The sequence below is a fragment of the Candidatus Sodalis endolongispinus genome, assembly GCF_018777395.1.
Classification (GTDB): domain Bacteria; phylum Pseudomonadota; class Gammaproteobacteria; order Enterobacterales; family Enterobacteriaceae; genus Sodalis_B; species Sodalis_B endolongispinus.
Genome location: NZ_JAFJYC010000001.1, coordinates 2,095,851 through 2,112,064, shown reverse-complemented (window position 1 = coordinate 2,112,064; position 16,214 = coordinate 2,095,851). Strand labels below are relative to the sequence as shown.

Annotated in this window: 9 protein-coding genes, 4 pseudogenes and 1 riboswitch; of the genes and pseudogenes, 3 read left to right on the top strand and 10 right to left on the bottom strand. The window is 59.4% G+C overall.

Going from position 1 to position 16,214, the window contains the following annotated elements:
- Positions 1-72: 72 nt before the first annotated feature.
- On the top strand, positions 73-897 hold the full coding sequence (gene djlA / locus JZM24_RS10245; protein WP_215669566.1) for a co-chaperone DjlA: 825 nt from the start codon (positions 73-75) through the stop codon (positions 895-897).
- A 45-nt stretch (positions 898-942) separates the two neighbouring features.
- Here djlA and rluA read toward each other — a convergent pair whose 3' ends face one another.
- The 3 genes and pseudogenes from rluA to JZM24_RS10230 form a co-directional block, all read right to left on the bottom strand.
- On the bottom strand, positions 943-1,596 hold the full coding sequence (gene rluA, locus JZM24_RS10240) for a bifunctional tRNA pseudouridine(32) synthase/23S rRNA pseudouridine(746) synthase RluA (RefSeq protein WP_215669565.1): 654 nt from the start codon (positions 1,594-1,596) through the stop codon (positions 943-945).
- Positions 1,597-1,646: 50 nt separating this feature from the next.
- Positions 1,647-4,550, bottom strand: a pseudogene (gene rapA, locus JZM24_RS10235) (RNA polymerase-associated protein RapA).
- Between the two features lie 176 nt (positions 4,551-4,726).
- Positions 4,727-5,677 (bottom strand): annotated as a pseudogene (locus JZM24_RS10230) (DNA polymerase domain-containing protein); the annotation flags it as partial.
- 8 nt (positions 5,678-5,685) lie between these two features.
- Between JZM24_RS10230 and JZM24_RS10225 the strand changes: the two are divergent.
- Positions 5,686-6,165, top strand: coding sequence for a DedA family protein (locus JZM24_RS10225; protein ID WP_215669564.1), 480 nt, complete (start codon positions 5,686-5,688; stop codon positions 6,163-6,165).
- A gap of 112 nt (positions 6,166-6,277) precedes the next feature.
- Here the strand turns inward: JZM24_RS10225 and JZM24_RS10220 are convergent, their stop codons facing one another.
- Together JZM24_RS10220 and JZM24_RS10215 are read right to left on the bottom strand one after the other, a co-directional pair.
- Entirely contained in the window at positions 6,278-7,420 is a 1,143-nt protein-coding gene (locus tag JZM24_RS10220; RefSeq protein ID WP_215669563.1) for a mandelate racemase/muconate lactonizing enzyme family protein, read from the bottom strand.
- Complete coding sequence (locus JZM24_RS10215; RefSeq protein ID WP_215669562.1) at positions 7,404-8,078, bottom strand: GntR family transcriptional regulator; 675 nt, start codon at positions 8,076-8,078, stop codon at positions 7,404-7,406. The genes JZM24_RS10220 and JZM24_RS10215 overlap by 17 nt, the downstream gene beginning before the upstream one ends.
- 126 nt (positions 8,079-8,204) lie before the next feature.
- Here JZM24_RS10215 and JZM24_RS10210 point away from each other — a divergent pair, with 126 nt between their 5' ends.
- A complete protein-coding gene (locus tag JZM24_RS10210; protein ID WP_215669561.1) occupies positions 8,205-9,524 on the top strand; it encodes an MFS transporter in 1,320 nt (439 codons plus the stop codon).
- A gap of 143 nt (positions 9,525-9,667) precedes the next feature.
- On the opposite strand, the gene thiQ is transcribed toward JZM24_RS10210, so the two are convergent.
- From thiQ to leuD, 5 genes and pseudogenes are all read right to left on the bottom strand, one after another.
- Entirely contained in the window at positions 9,668-10,366 is a 699-nt protein-coding gene (thiQ, locus tag JZM24_RS10205) for a thiamine ABC transporter ATP-binding protein ThiQ (RefSeq protein ID WP_215669560.1), read from the bottom strand.
- A pseudogene (thiP, locus tag JZM24_RS10200) lies at positions 10,350-11,977 on the bottom strand (thiamine/thiamine pyrophosphate ABC transporter permease ThiP). Before thiP ends, thiQ begins: the two are co-directional and overlap by 17 nt.
- Positions 11,978-12,078: 101 nt before the next feature.
- The gene (gene thiB, locus JZM24_RS10195; RefSeq protein WP_220098904.1) at positions 12,079-13,038 is read right to left on the bottom strand and encodes a thiamine ABC transporter substrate binding subunit; all 960 of its coding nucleotides are present in this window, start codon (positions 13,036-13,038) and stop codon (positions 12,079-12,081) included.
- 42 nt (positions 13,039-13,080) lie between these two features.
- Positions 13,081-13,195, bottom strand: a riboswitch (TPP riboswitch).
- A gap of 103 nt (positions 13,196-13,298) precedes the next feature.
- A pseudogene (gene sgrR / locus JZM24_RS10190) lies at positions 13,299-14,976 on the bottom strand (HTH-type transcriptional regulator SgrR).
- Between the two features lie 625 nt (positions 14,977-15,601).
- Positions 15,602-16,204, bottom strand: a complete 603-nt coding sequence (leuD, locus tag JZM24_RS10185; protein WP_215669558.1) for a 3-isopropylmalate dehydratase small subunit — start codon at positions 16,202-16,204, stop codon at positions 15,602-15,604.
- Positions 16,205-16,214: the final 10 nt, after the last annotated feature.

Sequence of the window (16,214 nt, the reverse complement as noted above, 5' to 3'; positions counted from 1 at the left end):
GTTAGGCTTAGCGTTAAATGACAGGTATGATAAAGCAAATTTGTACCGACGGCATGATGAATTGAGGAGTATATGCGTTATTGGGGTAAGCTGTTGGGCGTTATTTTGGCAATCTGGGCGGGCGGCGGTTTTTGGGCCGTGGTGCTGGGCCTGTTGATAGGCCATATGGTGGACAAGGCACGGGGCGCCCGCGTGACCGGTCCCGGTTATTTTTCCGATCAACAAACCCGGCAAAACGTTTTTTTCCGCACCACGTTTCAGGTAATGGGCCATTTAACCAAATCCAAAGGGCGGGTCACCGAGGCGGACATTGTCAACGCCAACAGGCTGATGACGCGGATGCAACTGAACGATGCGCTTAAAAGCGCCGCGCAGGAGGCGTTTCGCGAAGGGAAAGATAGCGATTTCCCGTTGCGCAGCCGGCTGCGTGAGTTTCGCCAGGTCTGCTTTGGCCGTTTCGATCTTATTCGCATGTTTTTGGAAATTCAGATCCAGGCGGCTTTCGCCGATGGCTCGCTGCATCCCAACGAACGGCAAGTGCTGTACGTTATCGCTGAAGAGCTGGGCATCAGCCGTGGCCAGTTTGACCAGTTTCTCAGCATGATGGAGGGCGGCGCGCAGTTCGGCGGACAGCAGGAGTCTTATCAGGGCGGCTACCGCCAGCCGGGACGGTCGCAGGGACCGACGCTGGAAGACGCCTGCAAAGTGCTCGGCGTCAGCCCCCAGGACGAGGGTACGACGATTAAGCGCGCCTATCGCAAGCTGATGAGTGAGCATCATCCCGACAAGCTGGTGGCGAAAGGCCTGCCGCCGGAGATGATGGAGATGGCCAAACAGAAGACACAGGCGATTCAGCAAGCCTATGATTTGCTGAAGCGGGAGAAGGGCTTTCGCTAAGCTAAGCGCTGCGCTGACCAGTGGTTAACCGCCGCGCTAGCGCGCTTAAAAATCCGCTTCGCAATGAAAATGAATCGGCGAGCCGTAGTGGGGATGGGTTATGGCCAGCGTTTGCGCGTGCAGCAAGAGGCGGGGCGCCATCGCTTTGGCTTCAGGGGTGGCGTAGAACCCGTCGCCCAGGATGGGATGCCCCAGGGACTGCATATGCACCCGCAACTGATGCGAACGGCCGGTCAGCGGCGTCAGGCGCACCCGGGCGCTGCCTTCGGGGTCGCGGGACAGGACCTCATAGTGGGTTAGCGCCGCTTTGCCGGTGTCGAAACAGACCTTTTGCCGCGGCCGGTTCGGCCAGTCGCAAATCAGCGGCAGATCAACGTCGCCTTCATCGCAGGCGGGATGCCCGTAGACGCGGGCAATATAGGTTTTGCGCGGCTCGCGATCGCGAAATTGACGCTTTAGCTCACGCTCGGCGGCCTTGGTCAGCGCCACCACCAATACGCCGCTGGTGGCCATATCCAGCCTGTGCACCGATTCCGCCGGGGGGAAATCCGCCTGGATCCGCGTCATGACGCTGTCTCTATGCTCCGGCGCCCGTCCGGGCACCGACAATAACACGCTTGGCTTATTAACCGCCATGATGTGCGCATCCTGATAAAGGATGTGTAGCCATGGCGTCTGCGGGGGATGATAGGGTTCCATACTGCTCCGGGTGATCCCGGCGGCAGCAACCGCCGGGAAGGGGTTGCGGTTTATTGTTGTGTCACCACGATAAGGCGGATTGCATCCAAACGCCAAAGTGGCCTCATCGAGGTGCTGGAGCACCTGACGGCGGTTTTCCGCCACCGCCTCCAATTCGTCGTCGCGGATAGCCGGGTTGACCGCCCGCAGCGCTTGCAGCCGGCTCATCTCAGCGCCGAGGCGAAGATCCGCCCGCGCCTCGTCAATCAGCGCCCGGGCCTGTTCGGCGACCAGCGGCTCGCCGTGCGTGAGCATCCCATGCACCTCCGTCTGCACCGCGCTGACCAATTTTCTGGCGGTATGGCGCTTGACCGCGTTCAACTGACGGTTGAATTGCTCAAACTCCACCTGCGGCGCCAGATTGGTGCCGTTTTTATCCAGCAGCAGGCGCAGCGGGGTGGCGGGCAAGAAGCGGTTAAGCTGCAAATTGCGCGGGGCCTGGGACTCCACGACGTAAATCAGCTCCAATAACAGGGTGCCGACCGGTAGGACTTTGTTTTTCAGCAGCGACAGCGCGCTGCTGACGCTTCCGCTCGACAGAACCAAATCGAGGCCATTACGAATGATCTGGTGTTCCCAACTGATAAACTGCGTTTCTTCGCGCGCCAGCGCCTGATTGCGGTTAAAGGTAATGGTACAGCCCTCTTCCGGCACGCCGGGGAAATCAGGTACCAGCATATGATCAGACGGTTTGAGCACCAGGAGGTTGTCGCTGCGGTCCTCCTGACTTATGCCGATGATATCAAAAAGATTAAGGGCAAAATTCACCAGTTGGCTGTCGTTATCCTGCTCGGCGATGGTCTGCGCCAGAACGCGCGCCGGCTCGCCGCCGTTGGAGTGCAGCTCAAGCAAGCGGTCGCGGCCCTGCTCCATTTGCGCCTTCAGCGCATCGTGACGCGCGCGGCAATCGTGGATAAACGCCGTCAGGCCGGTAAGCGCGCCCGGCTCCGCCAGATAGCCTTGCAAGGTCTGGAACGCCTCGTCATACAGCGCGCGGCCGGTGGGGCAAGTATGCTCGAAGGCATCCAGCCCTTCATGGTACCAGCGCAGCAGCACCGCCTGCGCCGATTGCTCCAGATAAGGAACATGGATCTGGATGTCCCGGCTCTGGCCGATGCGGTCCAGACGACCGATACGTTGCTCAAGCAGATCCGGATTAAAGGGCAGGTCGAACATCACCATCTGGCTGGCGAACTGGAAGTTGCGGCCTTCGGAACCGATTTCCGAGCACAGAAGCACCTGCGCGCCGTCTTCCGCTGAGGCGAAATACGTCGCGGCGCGGTCGCGATCCACCAGCGATAAACTTTCATGAAACACCGCAGCGCGGATGCCTTCCCGTTCGCGTAATACCTGCTCCAATTGCAGCGCCGTGCCGGCATGGGCGCAGATCACCAGCACTTTTTCCTGGCGCTGGTCGAGCAGGAAGTCTACCAGCCATTGCACGCGCGGGTCGAAATTCCACCAGGTGGCATTTTGCCCCTCAAATTGCTGAAAGATTTGTTCCGGGTAAGAGCATATGACGCGCGCGCTCATCCAGCCCCTGGTTGCCGCCCATGATGCCGGCCACTTTGAAGGCCGTCAGGTATTGCGCGGGCAGCGGCAGGGCGCAGGAGTGCAGCCGGCGCGTCGGGAAGCCTTTCAAACCCTGGCGGGTATTGCGGAACATGACCCGGCTGGTGCCGTGGCTGTCCATTAACATGGCCGTGAGCCGACGACGCGCGTCCAGGGCGGCCGCCCCCTGCTCATTGACGCGGGCCAGCAGCGCATCGGCATTTTGCCCGCCGAGCATCTCAGCCAGCACCGCCATGGCCGCGGCATCCAGCGGCTCGTCGTTTAGCAGCAACGCCACGGTATCGGCCATCGGGCGGTAGCGCTGCTGTTCGTCGACAAACGCCTGATAGTCATGAAAGCGGTCCGGGTCCAGCAGACGCAGACGGGCGAAATGGCTTTGCATGCCCAATTGCTCCGGCGTGGCGGTCAGCGGCAGCACGCCGTGGATATGTTGCGCCAATTGTTCAACCACTTGATATTCTCGTCTGGGGGCGGTGTCGCTCCAGGCCAGATGGTGGGCTTCATCCACCACCAGCATGTCCCACTCCGCCTCGGTCAAGTGCGTCAGCCGCTCTTTATTGCGCCGCACGAAATCCAGCGAACACAGCACCAATTGCTCGGTTTCAAAAGGGTTGTCGCTGTCGAGCAGGGATTGGCTGTAGCGCTCATCGTCGAAGATAGAAAAATGCAGATTAAAGCGGCGCAGCATCTCCACGAGCCATTGATGCAGCAGCGATTCCGGAACGACAATCAGCACCCGCTCCGCGCGCCAGGTCAGCAACTGCTGATGGATTATCATGCCGGCTTCAATGGTTTTTCCCAGCCCCACTTCGTCCGCCAGCAGGAAGCGCTGGGCGTGGCGCTGGCCTACTTCGGCGGCGATATGCAACTGATGGGGAATAAGGCTGGCGCGGATGCCACGCAGGCCGTTCCACGACGCGCGAAACTGCTCGCTGTAAAACTTGCGTGCGCGGTAGCGCAGCGCGAAACGGTCCATGCGGTCGATTTGGCCGGCAAACAGGCGATCTTGCGGTTTGCTGAAGGTCAGTTTGCTATCGAGCAATACTTCGCGCAGCGCACAGCCGGTTTCACCGTTATCCAGACGTGTACCGGTGTAGGTCAGCAAGCCCTCTGTATTCCTCGACGGTGTCGATCAAAAGCTGCCAGCCTTCGTGGCTGCTAACGGTATCACCGGGATTGAACATCACCCGGGTAATCGGGGCGTCGCTACGGGCGTAGAGGCGGTTTTCACCGCTGGCGGAAAACAACAGGGTGACCATCCGTGCGTCCTGGGCAACGACGGTACCCAGTCCCAGCTCGTTTTCAGTATCGCTTATCCAGCGTTGACCTAGCGTAAAAGGCATAAATTCTCGGCTCAGTGTTGTATTGGGCTAAATTACCGGCAATAGCGCGGCTGGCCGTGGCAGGCGCAAGCCTGAACTTACACGGCATGAAACGGGGTCAGAGGTTAACATTACGCGTTGAGGGCGCTATGGTAATAGATGGCGACGGCGCCTTCACCTGCCAATCGCCCCGCCAATCAAAACAATCCCATTTGACCCGATACAAGAGTAGCAAAATCATCCTGCATAAAAGGCAGGATCGCGTCCGCCCCCGGCTGCAACTGCTTGCTGAGATAATGATCATAATCCGGCGGGTTCTGGCGGCATTCCAGCGGCTCGTGGCCGGCGGTAGTCATGGCATAGCTAATCCAACCGCCATTCTGATACTACTGCGTGCGTTGCTGGCGCTGATTATAATCATCGGCGATGCGCGCCGCGCGGGCCTGGGGCGGGATGTTGCGTTCGTATTCGCCAAGTTTGCGCCGCCGCTTGCGATAAATCAGTCTGTCGTCGAAGCGGCCATCGAGCGTTTGAAGCACGTAATCGCGCACGAAAGACTGATACGGCTGGCGGCGAAAAATGCGCTCATAGAGTTGCTGCTGAAACTGCTGGGCCAGCGGCGTCCAATCGCTGCGAACCGTTTCCAGCCCTTTAAACACCATCCTTTCCCCTTGCTCGTCCTGTACCAGCCCGGCATAGCGTTTTTTACTGCACAGCTCCGCGCCGCGGATGGTTGGCATCAAAAAACGGCTGAAATGCGTCTCGAATTCCAGCTCCAGGGCGCTGTCGAGGTTCCACTGCTGGCGCAGGTGGTCTCGCCACCAGTCGTTGATTTTGCTCACCAGCGCCTGACCGATGGCCACCGCCGCGTCCTGAGCCAAGGGGCGTTTGAGCCAGACAAAAGTGGAGTCGGTATCGCCGTAGATAACCGGATAGCCCTCTGCCTCGATAAGCTCCCGCGTCTGGTGCATGATGGCGTGGCCGCGCAGGGTGATGGAGGAGGCCAGCCGATTGTCAAAAAACCGACAGCCTGGCGCGCCCAGCACGCCGTAAAATGCGTTCATGATGATTTTCATCGCTTGGGACAGCGGCGCGTTATGGTCGCGTTTGGCGCGCTCCCGCCCCTGCCAGAGCTGGTCGACGAAAGCACCGATCCATGTTAACTAAAACCGAGCATGCGCTGCACCGGCATAGCATGATGACTATCCTGGTGGGGCGTTTCATCGGGCCGACCCGACCGCTGGTGCCGTTGGTGGCCGGCATGCTGGATCTCTCGCCCTATAAATTCGCCATACCGAACATTATCGGCTGCGTGAGTTGGCCGCCGGTGTATCTGCTGCCCGGTATTTTGGCGGGGGTGGCGATCAGTATCCCGGCGGGTGAAAGTACCGGCCAGTTCCGTCTCCTGCTGCTGTGCAGCGCGCTGTTGCTCTGGTTGGCCTGCTGGCTGCTATGGCGCTGGGGGCGCAGCACCAGGCGGGCGCCGGATCGTCTGAGCCGCTGGCTGCCCGCCGCGCGGCTGCGCTGGCTGGCGCCGCTGCTGGCGCTGGCGGCCGTGGCGGCCATCGTTCTGCTAGTGCGCTATCCGCTGATGCCGTTGTACGCCGGCCTGCTGTGGCATGTGCTGCGGTTTTAAGCTTAACTGGCGACCGCGGCGCGCCCGGACGAGGGGGCCTAACGCGCTGACGGGGGCCCACGGCCGTGTTTTCCCCGAATGCGCTGACCAGGGAAGCAGGACCGGCGAGGTGTCAGCTACGGCGTTTAGTCGTTTGACTGGTGAGTGCATATTTCTCAACCAGTGCCTTATCCAATAACACGCCGAGCCCGGGGCATTGCGAAATAGCCACCTTTCCGCGCTTGACGGCCTTTGGCCCGCTGCCAATCAGGGCCGGGAACAGCGGCGTTTCATCAAATCGCATTTCCAGCATGCCCGCGCCACTCACGGCGGCGCAGACATGGGCGCTGACGGCATCGCAAACGGGACCGGAGGGATTATGCGGAGAAAAGGTCGCACCTTGCTGCTGGATATTTGCGGCCACCGTCATCATCTCCTCGATGCCGCCGACATACTTCGCATCGGGCATATAAACGTCATAAACGCGTTTGTCCCAGAAAGGGGCAAAGCTCTCCGTCCTGATGTTTTCCTCGCAGCCCGCCAGCAGGACGCGCTGTGCGCTCGCCTGCGCTTTGACCGCGATCAAATCATCCAAGTCGGCGCGCGTTTCCGGCAACGGGCATTCCAGCCAGTGCAGGTGATAGCGTTCTGTTAAGGTCAATAATGCTTGCGCCGTGGGTAAATCCAGGCGCCAATGGCAATCTACCATCAGGCGGATATCCGCGCCGATGGCGTTTCTGACATGATCAATGCGCTCTATTCCTTTTTGCAGCGCTGCGATGGCCTCAGCAGGGGGCTGGCGACGGCAGTTGACCTCATCGAACGGCGCGATTTTGATGGCAGTGTGCCCGAAGGCGATGGCCGTGCGGGCGCTGGCGGCAAACCCCGCCGGCGAGCGGTCGACGGTTTTGCGGTTAATATTGGCGTAAACGCTGATGTCCGGTGCCGGGCTTAGCAGGGCGCACAGCGGCAGCACCCGCGCTTGCGCCTTGAGGTCCCATAGGGCCTGATCGCATGCCGATATCAGCGCCGCCAGGGGCAGCGAGGGTGCGGATGGAAAGTGCGCGCGCGGGGAGATCTCGGGGGCTTTGAGTAACGCGGCGGCAACCTCATCAAACAGCGCCAATACTTCTTTTTCACGTCCAGACAGAGTGGCTTCGCCAAACCCTTCCAGGCCGGAAAGCGTAAGCATTGAGATGAAGAGCCAGCAGGTTTTTTCGCTGATTCGGCAAAGATCAATACGGATTTCGTCGGGCCTGTCATGCAAATCGCTCATTTCCATCCCCCGTAGATAACGCCTGATTTTTCACTTTCTCGATCAATTCAAATTTTGCTTTCACCACATGTGCCCCCATCAGCGAGGCGGCGGCATCGGCATCCTGGCGCACAAAAGCCTGGATGATGGCATCATGGTCGCTGACCACGCCGGTATAACGCGCCGCCACGTAGTCCACCTGTTTCCATAACGAAGCAATAAAAATCCAGTGCATCTTGAGGATGCGGGTCGCCTCGGGATTGTCGGCTAACCCGTTAATCACATCGTGGAATTCACGGTTTTTCTCAATCGCTTTGTCGAACAACACTTGGCTCACTGCCTCCGCCAGCGCGTGGTTGAGGGTTTTCAACTGCAGAATATCGGCGGCGCGACATTTATTGGCGGCAGTTTTGACCAGCATCACTTCCAGACAGCTGCGGATATCAAAAATATTTTCAATAAACGCCACGCTTAGCGGCCGCAGTTGGAATGTTTTGCCGGCGCCAATTTCCAAAAAACCTTCACCGTATAATTCCCGCAGCGCTTCACGCACCGGGGTTTGGCTTGCCTGATAACGCCCTGCCAGGTCACTCAGCGTAAGCCGGTCACCCGGTTGCCAGAATCCCGACACCATGTCCTGCACAATCTGCTGCTTAAAATTGACTTTCGGCGGCTTCATGAGTGTTAACCTTCTCACAGTTTTATACAATCGATCGTAAAAATAATATATTTTTCTATAAAAATTTATCTATTTGATCAAAGTTAACGTCACCTACAGCAAACAGCGAAAAAAACGAGGTCAACCATGACGGGAGCAGAACGGCCAGCGGCCACCCAGGCGGGCGCCAAATCCAGCCAGCTGAGACGCTTTATTGTCTTAATGTTGTTTATTACGGTGGTGATCGACTATGTCGATCGCAGCAGCCTGTCTATCGCGGCGCCACATATTGTCGAGGAGCTGGGGCTTAGCTCCGTGCAGATGGGCTTTGTCTTTTCGGCTTTTGCCTGGGCCTATTCCCCGTTTCAAATCCCCGGATCGTTTCTGGTGGATAAAATTGCGCCGCGGGTGTTGTACCCGATTGTGATTGGGGTCTGGTCGCTGTTTACCTGTTTACAGGGCACCACGTCAACGGTCTGGCAACTGGTGTTTTACCGTTTGGGGGTAGGCGCAAGCGAAGTTCTCTCCTATCCGATGAATAATCGCATTATTACCAGCTGGCTGCCTGAGCGCGAGCGGGCTACCGCCGTCGGCGTCTATATTTCCGGTCAATATGTCTGTCTGTCCTTACTAGCGCCGGTATTGGTCTGGCTACAGGTGGCCTTCGGCTGGCGTTTTATGTTTTACGTCACGGGCGGCATCGGCGTGGTGTGGGCATTGGGGTTTTGGCTGTTATATCGCGATCCGCTGAAATCTCGCGCCAATGCCGCCGAGCTTGACCTGATTCGCGAAGGCGGCGGGCGTCTGGAATGGAAAAGCGCGGCAAGAAATGGCGAACCGCGGGAGAACGACGAGGTGCCGGTGAGGTGTTTTCTGCGCAGCAGAAAATTGTGGGGGTTAGTGATTGCTCACATGGGGGAGACTTGCGCCAACTGGTTTTTCCTGACCTGGTTCCCTATCTATCTGGTCAAATACCGCCATATTGAATTTATCAAAATCGGTTTCATGGCTACGCTGCCCTTTGCGGCGGCCTGGTGTGGCGTGTTGCTCTCCGGCTATCTTTCCGACAAATTGATCAAACGGGGACATTCGCTCACTTTCGCGCGCAAAGCGCCCATCATTACCGGTCTGCTGCTGGCAACGACCATTATCGGCGCCAACTATGTTGACTCGCCGACGATGATCGTCGTGTTTATGACCATCGCTTTTTTTGGCAGCGGGCTGGCGGCTATTTCGTGGTCGGTGGTGTCCTCCATCGCGCCGATCAATCGGGTGGGCATTACGGGCGGTATATTCAATTTCGTTGGCACCAGTATGGGGATTATGGTTCCTATTCTTATCGGCTATCTGGTCTTCGGCGGTAACTTTGCGCCGGCATTGATGTTTGTCGGCGGTATGGCGCTGCTTAGTATTTTTTCCTGGATTGTGATTATGGGGAAAATCGAGCGCATCACCCTGAGCTGCTGAGCACAGTCAGCGTGGCTACGGCAATGCGATTGGGCCAGGTGACGCCGATGGGGCGTTACGGCAATAGTGCGCGGCGGGGACTTCGGCGTCGTGCTGGCACGGGTAAGCGCTGTGAAAGGGGAAAGGTGGCGCGGTCGCGGCGCTTAGCGACCGATGCCCAGTATCGCAGCCGCCGGGGACTCGCCGCTCGCCAGCGCCGAGGTCGGGCCATCATAATAAATACGGCCGTCGACCACTAACAAGGTGCGGGGCGCCAGCCGCAGGGCATCATCCAAGTTATGCGACACCATCAGCAGCGTCAGCCGGCGCGTGGCGCAAACCTCATCCAGCAATTTTAACATCTCGGCGCGCAGCGCGGGGTCCAGCGCGGAAAAAGGCTCATCAAGCAACAGTATCGGCTGTTGGCGCACCAGACAGCGCGCCAGCGCTGTGCGCTGCCGTTGGCCGCCGGAGATCGCCGCCGGCAGACGGTCGAGCAGATTTTCCAGCCCGACCTGCAGTGCCGTGTCCGCTAATTGACCGCGTTGTGCCGACGTCATTCGCAAACCGGGATGCAGGCCGAGGCCGATATTCTCCGCCACGGTCAGGTGGGCAAACAGGTTGTTTTCCTGAAACAGCATCGACACCGGTCGCCGGGCCGGCGGCGTTTTGTTGTGGTTTACGCCGTTCAGCCACAGCTCGCCGCTGTGCGGTGTCAGGAAACCCGCTATCAGATTGAGTAGGGTGCTTTTACCCGCGCCGCTCGGGCCCAATACCGCCACCTTTTCGCCGGCGTCGACATGCAGGTCGAACCGCAAGGGTAAATGGCGGAAAAGCCAGGTCACTTTATCCAGCGTTATCATTGGTCTTCGACCCTTTTTCAAACAAGCTAAACAGCAGTAGGCACAGCAACAGCAATACCAAAGCGGTCACCGCGCCATCTTGGCTGCGATAGGCGCCGAACTGCTGGTAAAGATAAATCGGCAGGGTACGGAAATCCTCGCTACCGAAGAGGGCTATCACGCCAAAATCACCTAGGGACAAGATACTGGCGAAAGCCAGCGCGCGCCCAGCCGGCTGGCGCAGCGCGCGCCATTCCACCAAACGTAACCGGTTAAGGCCAATGATGTTCAGCGCGAGGCACAGTTGCCGGTAGCGTTCGGCCACGTCCTGCATCGGGCTTTCCAATACCTTCAGCGCATAGGGAATGGCCATCAGGGCATTAGCGAGGATCACTATCGGCGCCGGCGAGGCGGGCAGTCCGCCGTTATCGGTTGCCAGCAGAAAAAACCTGTCGCCAGCACGATACCGGGCATCGCCAGGATCACCATGCCGCTCAGATCCAAAAGTTGGGCGCCCAGCCGTTGTCGGCGCAGGCGCAGTTCGCGGCTGCTCCAGAGCAGCATAGCGGTAAGCAGTAGGCACAGCAGACCGGCGCACAGCGCAACACCCAGCGAGGTGAATAGCGCCCGCCATAGCGCCGTTTGCCGCAATACCGCCGGCAGAGAGCCGTTGACGCCGCCGGTGACCACCGCCAGCAACGGCGGCAGCAACAAGAGCAGCGCCGCCAGGATAATCAACGCGTCACCCACTCTGCCTGCCATCGCCGTCTGGCGATCGCGCCAGCGGGCATGGTGGGAATGGCCAACCGGCAGCGCGCCGGCCAGCCGTTGGCTGAGCATTACCAGCCCGAGGCAGCAGACCATTTGCACCAGCGCCAGCAAAGCGGCGCGGCCGACGTCGTAGTCGTAGCTGAGGGCCTGATAAATCGCCAACTCGATGGTCGTCGCGCGCGGGCCGCCGCCCAGCGCCAGTACGGTGGCGAAACTGGCGAAACAGAGCATAAAAATCAGCGCGGCCGCCGGCAGCAGTTGACGGCGCAAGTAGGGCCATTCGACCAGGCGGAAAAACGGTCCGGCGGCCATGCCTAACTGGGCCGCCAGTTGCCGTTGCTCTACCGGAATACTTTCCAGCGCTTGCAGCAATAATCGCGTCGCCAGAGGCAGATTAAAAAAAACATGCGCCAGCAGAATGCCGCCCAGACCGTAGGGGGAAAAACCGTATTCCACCTGCAGCATGCGTCACAGCTGCGCCAGCCAGCCTTGCTGGCCAAAAACGCTCATAATGCCGAAAACGCCCACTAATACCGGCAGCACCAGCGTCATACCGCAGAACCGCAGCAGCAAGGCGCGGCCGGGAAACCGCCGGCGGTACAGCGCCCGGGCCAGCGCCACGGCCGGCAGGGTGGAGCACAGCGCCGATAGCAGGGCCTGGGTAAAGGTAAAAGACACCACATGCCAAAGGTAACGATCCGCCAGCAGGGGACGCCAGGGATGGGCGGGCGCGTGGCGCCACAAGGCGCTGAAGGCGGCGAGGGCGATAACGGCAATCACCGCCGCCGCCGTAGCGCCGGGCCACAGCCAACCGGGTAGGGCTTTGACGCGGCCCGCGACTGCCGCAGACCGGGCGAGCAGCGTTGCAGACCTGAAGCGCCAGCCCCGGCGCCGGGTCGATTGCGCCGGCGGCGAGGGCCGGCGGTGCGAAAGCGAGCCGCCGCGACGACCAGCGGCAGACATTAGCGGCTGACGGCCTGCTGCCAACTGCTGACCCACCCGGCGCGCTCGGTGGCCACCTGCTGCGGGGTAAAGCTTAATGTTTGCTGCGGTGGCGGGGTGAAACCGGCGGGCAGCGCGGTATCAATCACCGGATACATCCAGTTGCCGGTCGGAATGGCCTGCTGGAAGGCCGGAGTGAGGATAAATTGCATAAAGCGATGTGCCAGGGCCAGTTGCCCGGCCACCTCCACCTGCTGATAGTGCCATTCGCTGAAGGCCGCCGCCGCGTACTGATTCTTCTTTTCTTCGATAATATGATAGGCCGGCGAGGTGGTATAGCTTAGCACCATGTCCGCTTCCCCTTTCAGGAAAAGACCATAGGCTTCGCTCCAGCCTTTGGTCACGGTCACGGTTTTCGCGGCCAACTTTTCCCAGGCCGCCGGCGCATGGTCGCCATAGACTTTTTGCACCCACAGCAGCAGCCCCAGCCCCGGAGTGCTGGTGCGCGGATCTTCGTAAATGATCTTCAGCGACGGGGGGGCGTCCACCAGTTCATGCAGGCTGCGGGCCGGGTTCTTGAGTTTGGTCTGGTCATAGACAAACGCGAAATAGCCATAATCGTAGGGCAGGAAGGTGTCGTCATGCCAGCCGCCGGGAAGGGTAAGCGCTTTGGTCGCGATGGCATGGGGCACGAACAGCCCGTTGTCGCGCGCCGCTTGTAGCAGGTTGTTGTCCAAACCAAGCACGATGTCCGCGCGGCTGTTTTTCCCTTCCAGACGTAAGCGGTTCAAAAGCGCCACGCCGTCTTCCAGCGCGACGAACTTCAGTTCGCAGCCGCACTCCTTTTCAAACGTCGTTTTTATCGCCGGTCCCGGACCCCATTCCGAAGAGAACGAGTCATAGGTGTACACCCTTAGGATGGGTTTGGCCAGCGCCGGAGCGGCCGTGGCCAGTAACAGGCAGAATAACCATTTTTTCAACACTTTGCGCTCCTAGAACAAGGTTGCAAAGGACTTGAGGCAGCAATGCGCACTCTCAAATCCCTTCGCCGGTATTAACCGGATCAGGTTCGACGGGTCTTCTCTCAGCTCACTCCAGCCGCAGCTGGCGGTGGAGGTGGCACCCCGTTGAGAACGGCATTGATTGTAAATGCTTACGAGTCTGGTTGACAGTAAATCCCCTATTTGGTGTCACAAATAGAGAAAATAAAAGAAATGATACTTCAGGCGGCGTGCAGGCGCTAAGGCGCCGGCGGCGCGAACCAGGCCGATTTGAAATCAAACCAGCCCAGGGTGTTCATACGGATCCCGCGCATGCTGCGGCTGCCCTGTAGGCTGAGCCAATTGTGGTATAGCGGGTGCAGCCAATGTTCGTCGACCAACGATCGACTCCACTCCGCCATCGGCAGTTGCCGTTTGCGCCAACGTTCAGCCGCATCAAACAGCGCCGGCGGCAGGCAGCGATGCAGCAGCGGCATCTCATACAGGGTGGCGAATAGCGAAAACGACAGCGGCAGCGAGAAATTGGCGCTGCCCAGCCAAATATCCGTGCTGGCGTCGCCGCGATACCACTGCTCATAGTCCACGGCGTTAATGTCCAACTGGATGGACTGTGCAGCTAATAGCGCCGTTAACGCGGTGGCCAGCACGTCGAATTCGGCATGATGGCGATAAAGGGTGAGAGTCAGGCGGGTTAGTTCCGGCGGTTTGGCCGCCGGCGATTGATGACGGCGATGATGCCAGCGCGGTAGGAGCCCGTAGGCCGGCGACCAGAAATGCTGGCTTGGGGGCGGGGTATGGGGCAACAGCGCCAGCGGATTGAGATAGTCACCGAGCCAGCGACGTATCTCTGGTTGCTGCATGAGCGGTGAGCGCTGGTCGTAGAGGAGAAAGTAGCACCATCTTCCTGACGTATTTCCGCGGCGGCGCCGTCGCTGCCGTCCTCTGCAGGCGGAACACCCACGTTTTGCAACTGAACCACGCTGTAGCTGAGTTCATGGGAAAGCTCTGGTAATACCCAGATATTGACTTCATCGATAAGCGCCCGGTAGCCGAAATAATCATCGAAGGCGCGGATGGTGAGCTGGATCGGGTGGTTACGCACCACGCAATAGGGTCCGGTACCAACCGGCAGGCGGGGAAAATCCGGCAGGGTCCGCCATTCGGCAGGCAGGATCATCGCCGGTACGCTCGCCAGCAACCAGGGCAGCCAATCGTCGCGCTCGGCGAGCCGAATATCCATTGTGTGTGGGGCCGGCGAATTCAGAGACAGAATGGGGGCAAACAGCGGGTTGCCGGTCATGCGCGACAGCGATTGAATGACATCGTCGACGGTCATTTCCCGGCCGTGATGAAAACACACCGCCGGCCGCAGATAGAAACGCCAATGGTCGGGCGCCAGCGCTTGCCAGTGGTGGGCCAGATCCGCCTCCAGTTCCCCGTTTTCCTCATTTATGCGCGTCAGGCCGCTGAAAATCGGACGATATGGTTGTCCGAGCGCCGCAGCGGTGTACCGGGCAGCAAATTGCTCAGCGGGCGATAGTAGAGCGCCCGCAGGATATGCTTACCCTGACGGAATCCCCGGCCCAGATGAGAAAGCAGCATGGTGCGCAGGCTCTCGCGATCCCCAACCAGCTGTACCAACTGATCGATACGATCCTGCTCCAGCAGCTCGCTGGCGCTCTCTCCCTGCAACCCCAAGCCGGTATAGTGGAAGTCCAGTCGAGAACGTTTACCGCGCCCGGCCTGGGAATGCCAACTGAGCCAACCTACCTGCTGCATGTTTTTCAGCAGCAAAAGGACGTGGCGGCGCGAGCAATTGAGCTGTAACGCCAACTCGCTGATGGTGGTGTCGCGCAACTCGCCCTGGCAGCTTTGCCACAGGCGGATAAATTGCTGCTGTAAACGCGGTGAGGTCATAAAAGAGGAACCCTCCCTGAAAAGTCATCTATTTTTCTTTCCGTATATTACGCCGATACTGTAGAGGCCGAAAGCGCGGCAGGATGCACCCTCGCTGCGCCGCGGTTAAGCGGCTGTACCTCCTCAATACTTCGACCGTTAGTCAGCCGACAATGCCGTGGTGCAAACGATGCAATGGACAAGCGCCTAGACACCCTAACTCTTGAATCAGGTGAAGATCACCGGCCGGCAACCCCCAGGGCGCCGGCTTTTTTTAACCATCGACCGTTGCGCAGCAAGCTGGCAAGTCAGGGGCGAAGCATTGGTGCACGGTGGCGAAGGGGGGACGGTAACGCATAAAGCCGGAAGGCGGTAGCAGTAATGGTTAACCGAGTAAGGGTGGCCACCATAGGCTGCGCGAAACGGGGATAACGTGACACGCTGCGGAGGTAGGTGGAGAGGACCGGGCGAAGGGGGAAGATACGCGCTCTGACGAGAGAAAAAGCGGCATGCCGGCGCGGTGTGCAGCGATGCATTGCGCATGAGCGGTGAGTATTCGATACTGGGGCGGCGGCGGAATGGCGGAACCCGGCCGGTGGCGCTGCCTCCCCGCCCGGCAATCACCGCCGTCGGGCGGCGGCGGTGCTCAGTTCAGGAACGCCGGCTGGCGGCTCTCGTATTGGCCTATCGCCTCGTCATGCATCAGCGTCAGGCCGATACTGTCGAGGCCGTTTATCAGGCAATGGCGGCGGAAGCTGTCTATCTCGAAAGGATAAATCTTTTCGCCGGCCACGACCTGCTGCCGTTCCAGATCGACGGTAAACGTCACCCCTTCTTGCGCCGCGACCAGGGCAAACAGCGCGTTGACCTGTTCTTCCGGCAGCGTAATCGGTAGCAGCTGATTGTTAAAGCTGTTGCCATAGAAAATATCGGCAAAGCTTGGTGCTATCACGGCATGAAAGCCGTAATCGGTCAACGCCCAGGGCGCATGCTCGCGGGAGGAGCCGCAGCCGAAGTTTTCGCGCGCCAGCAGGATACTGGCGCCGCGATAGCGCGGCTGATTCAGCACGAAATCCGGGTTAGGCTGTTGCCCGGCGTCGTCCAGAAAGCGCCAATCGTTGAATAAATGCTGGCCGAAACCGGTACGGGTCACCTTCTGCAGAAACTGCTTGGGGATAATCGCATCGGTGTCAACGTTGGCGGCGTCAAGGGGTACCACGATGCCGGTATGTTGGGTAAATTTAGCCATCTCTGTTTCC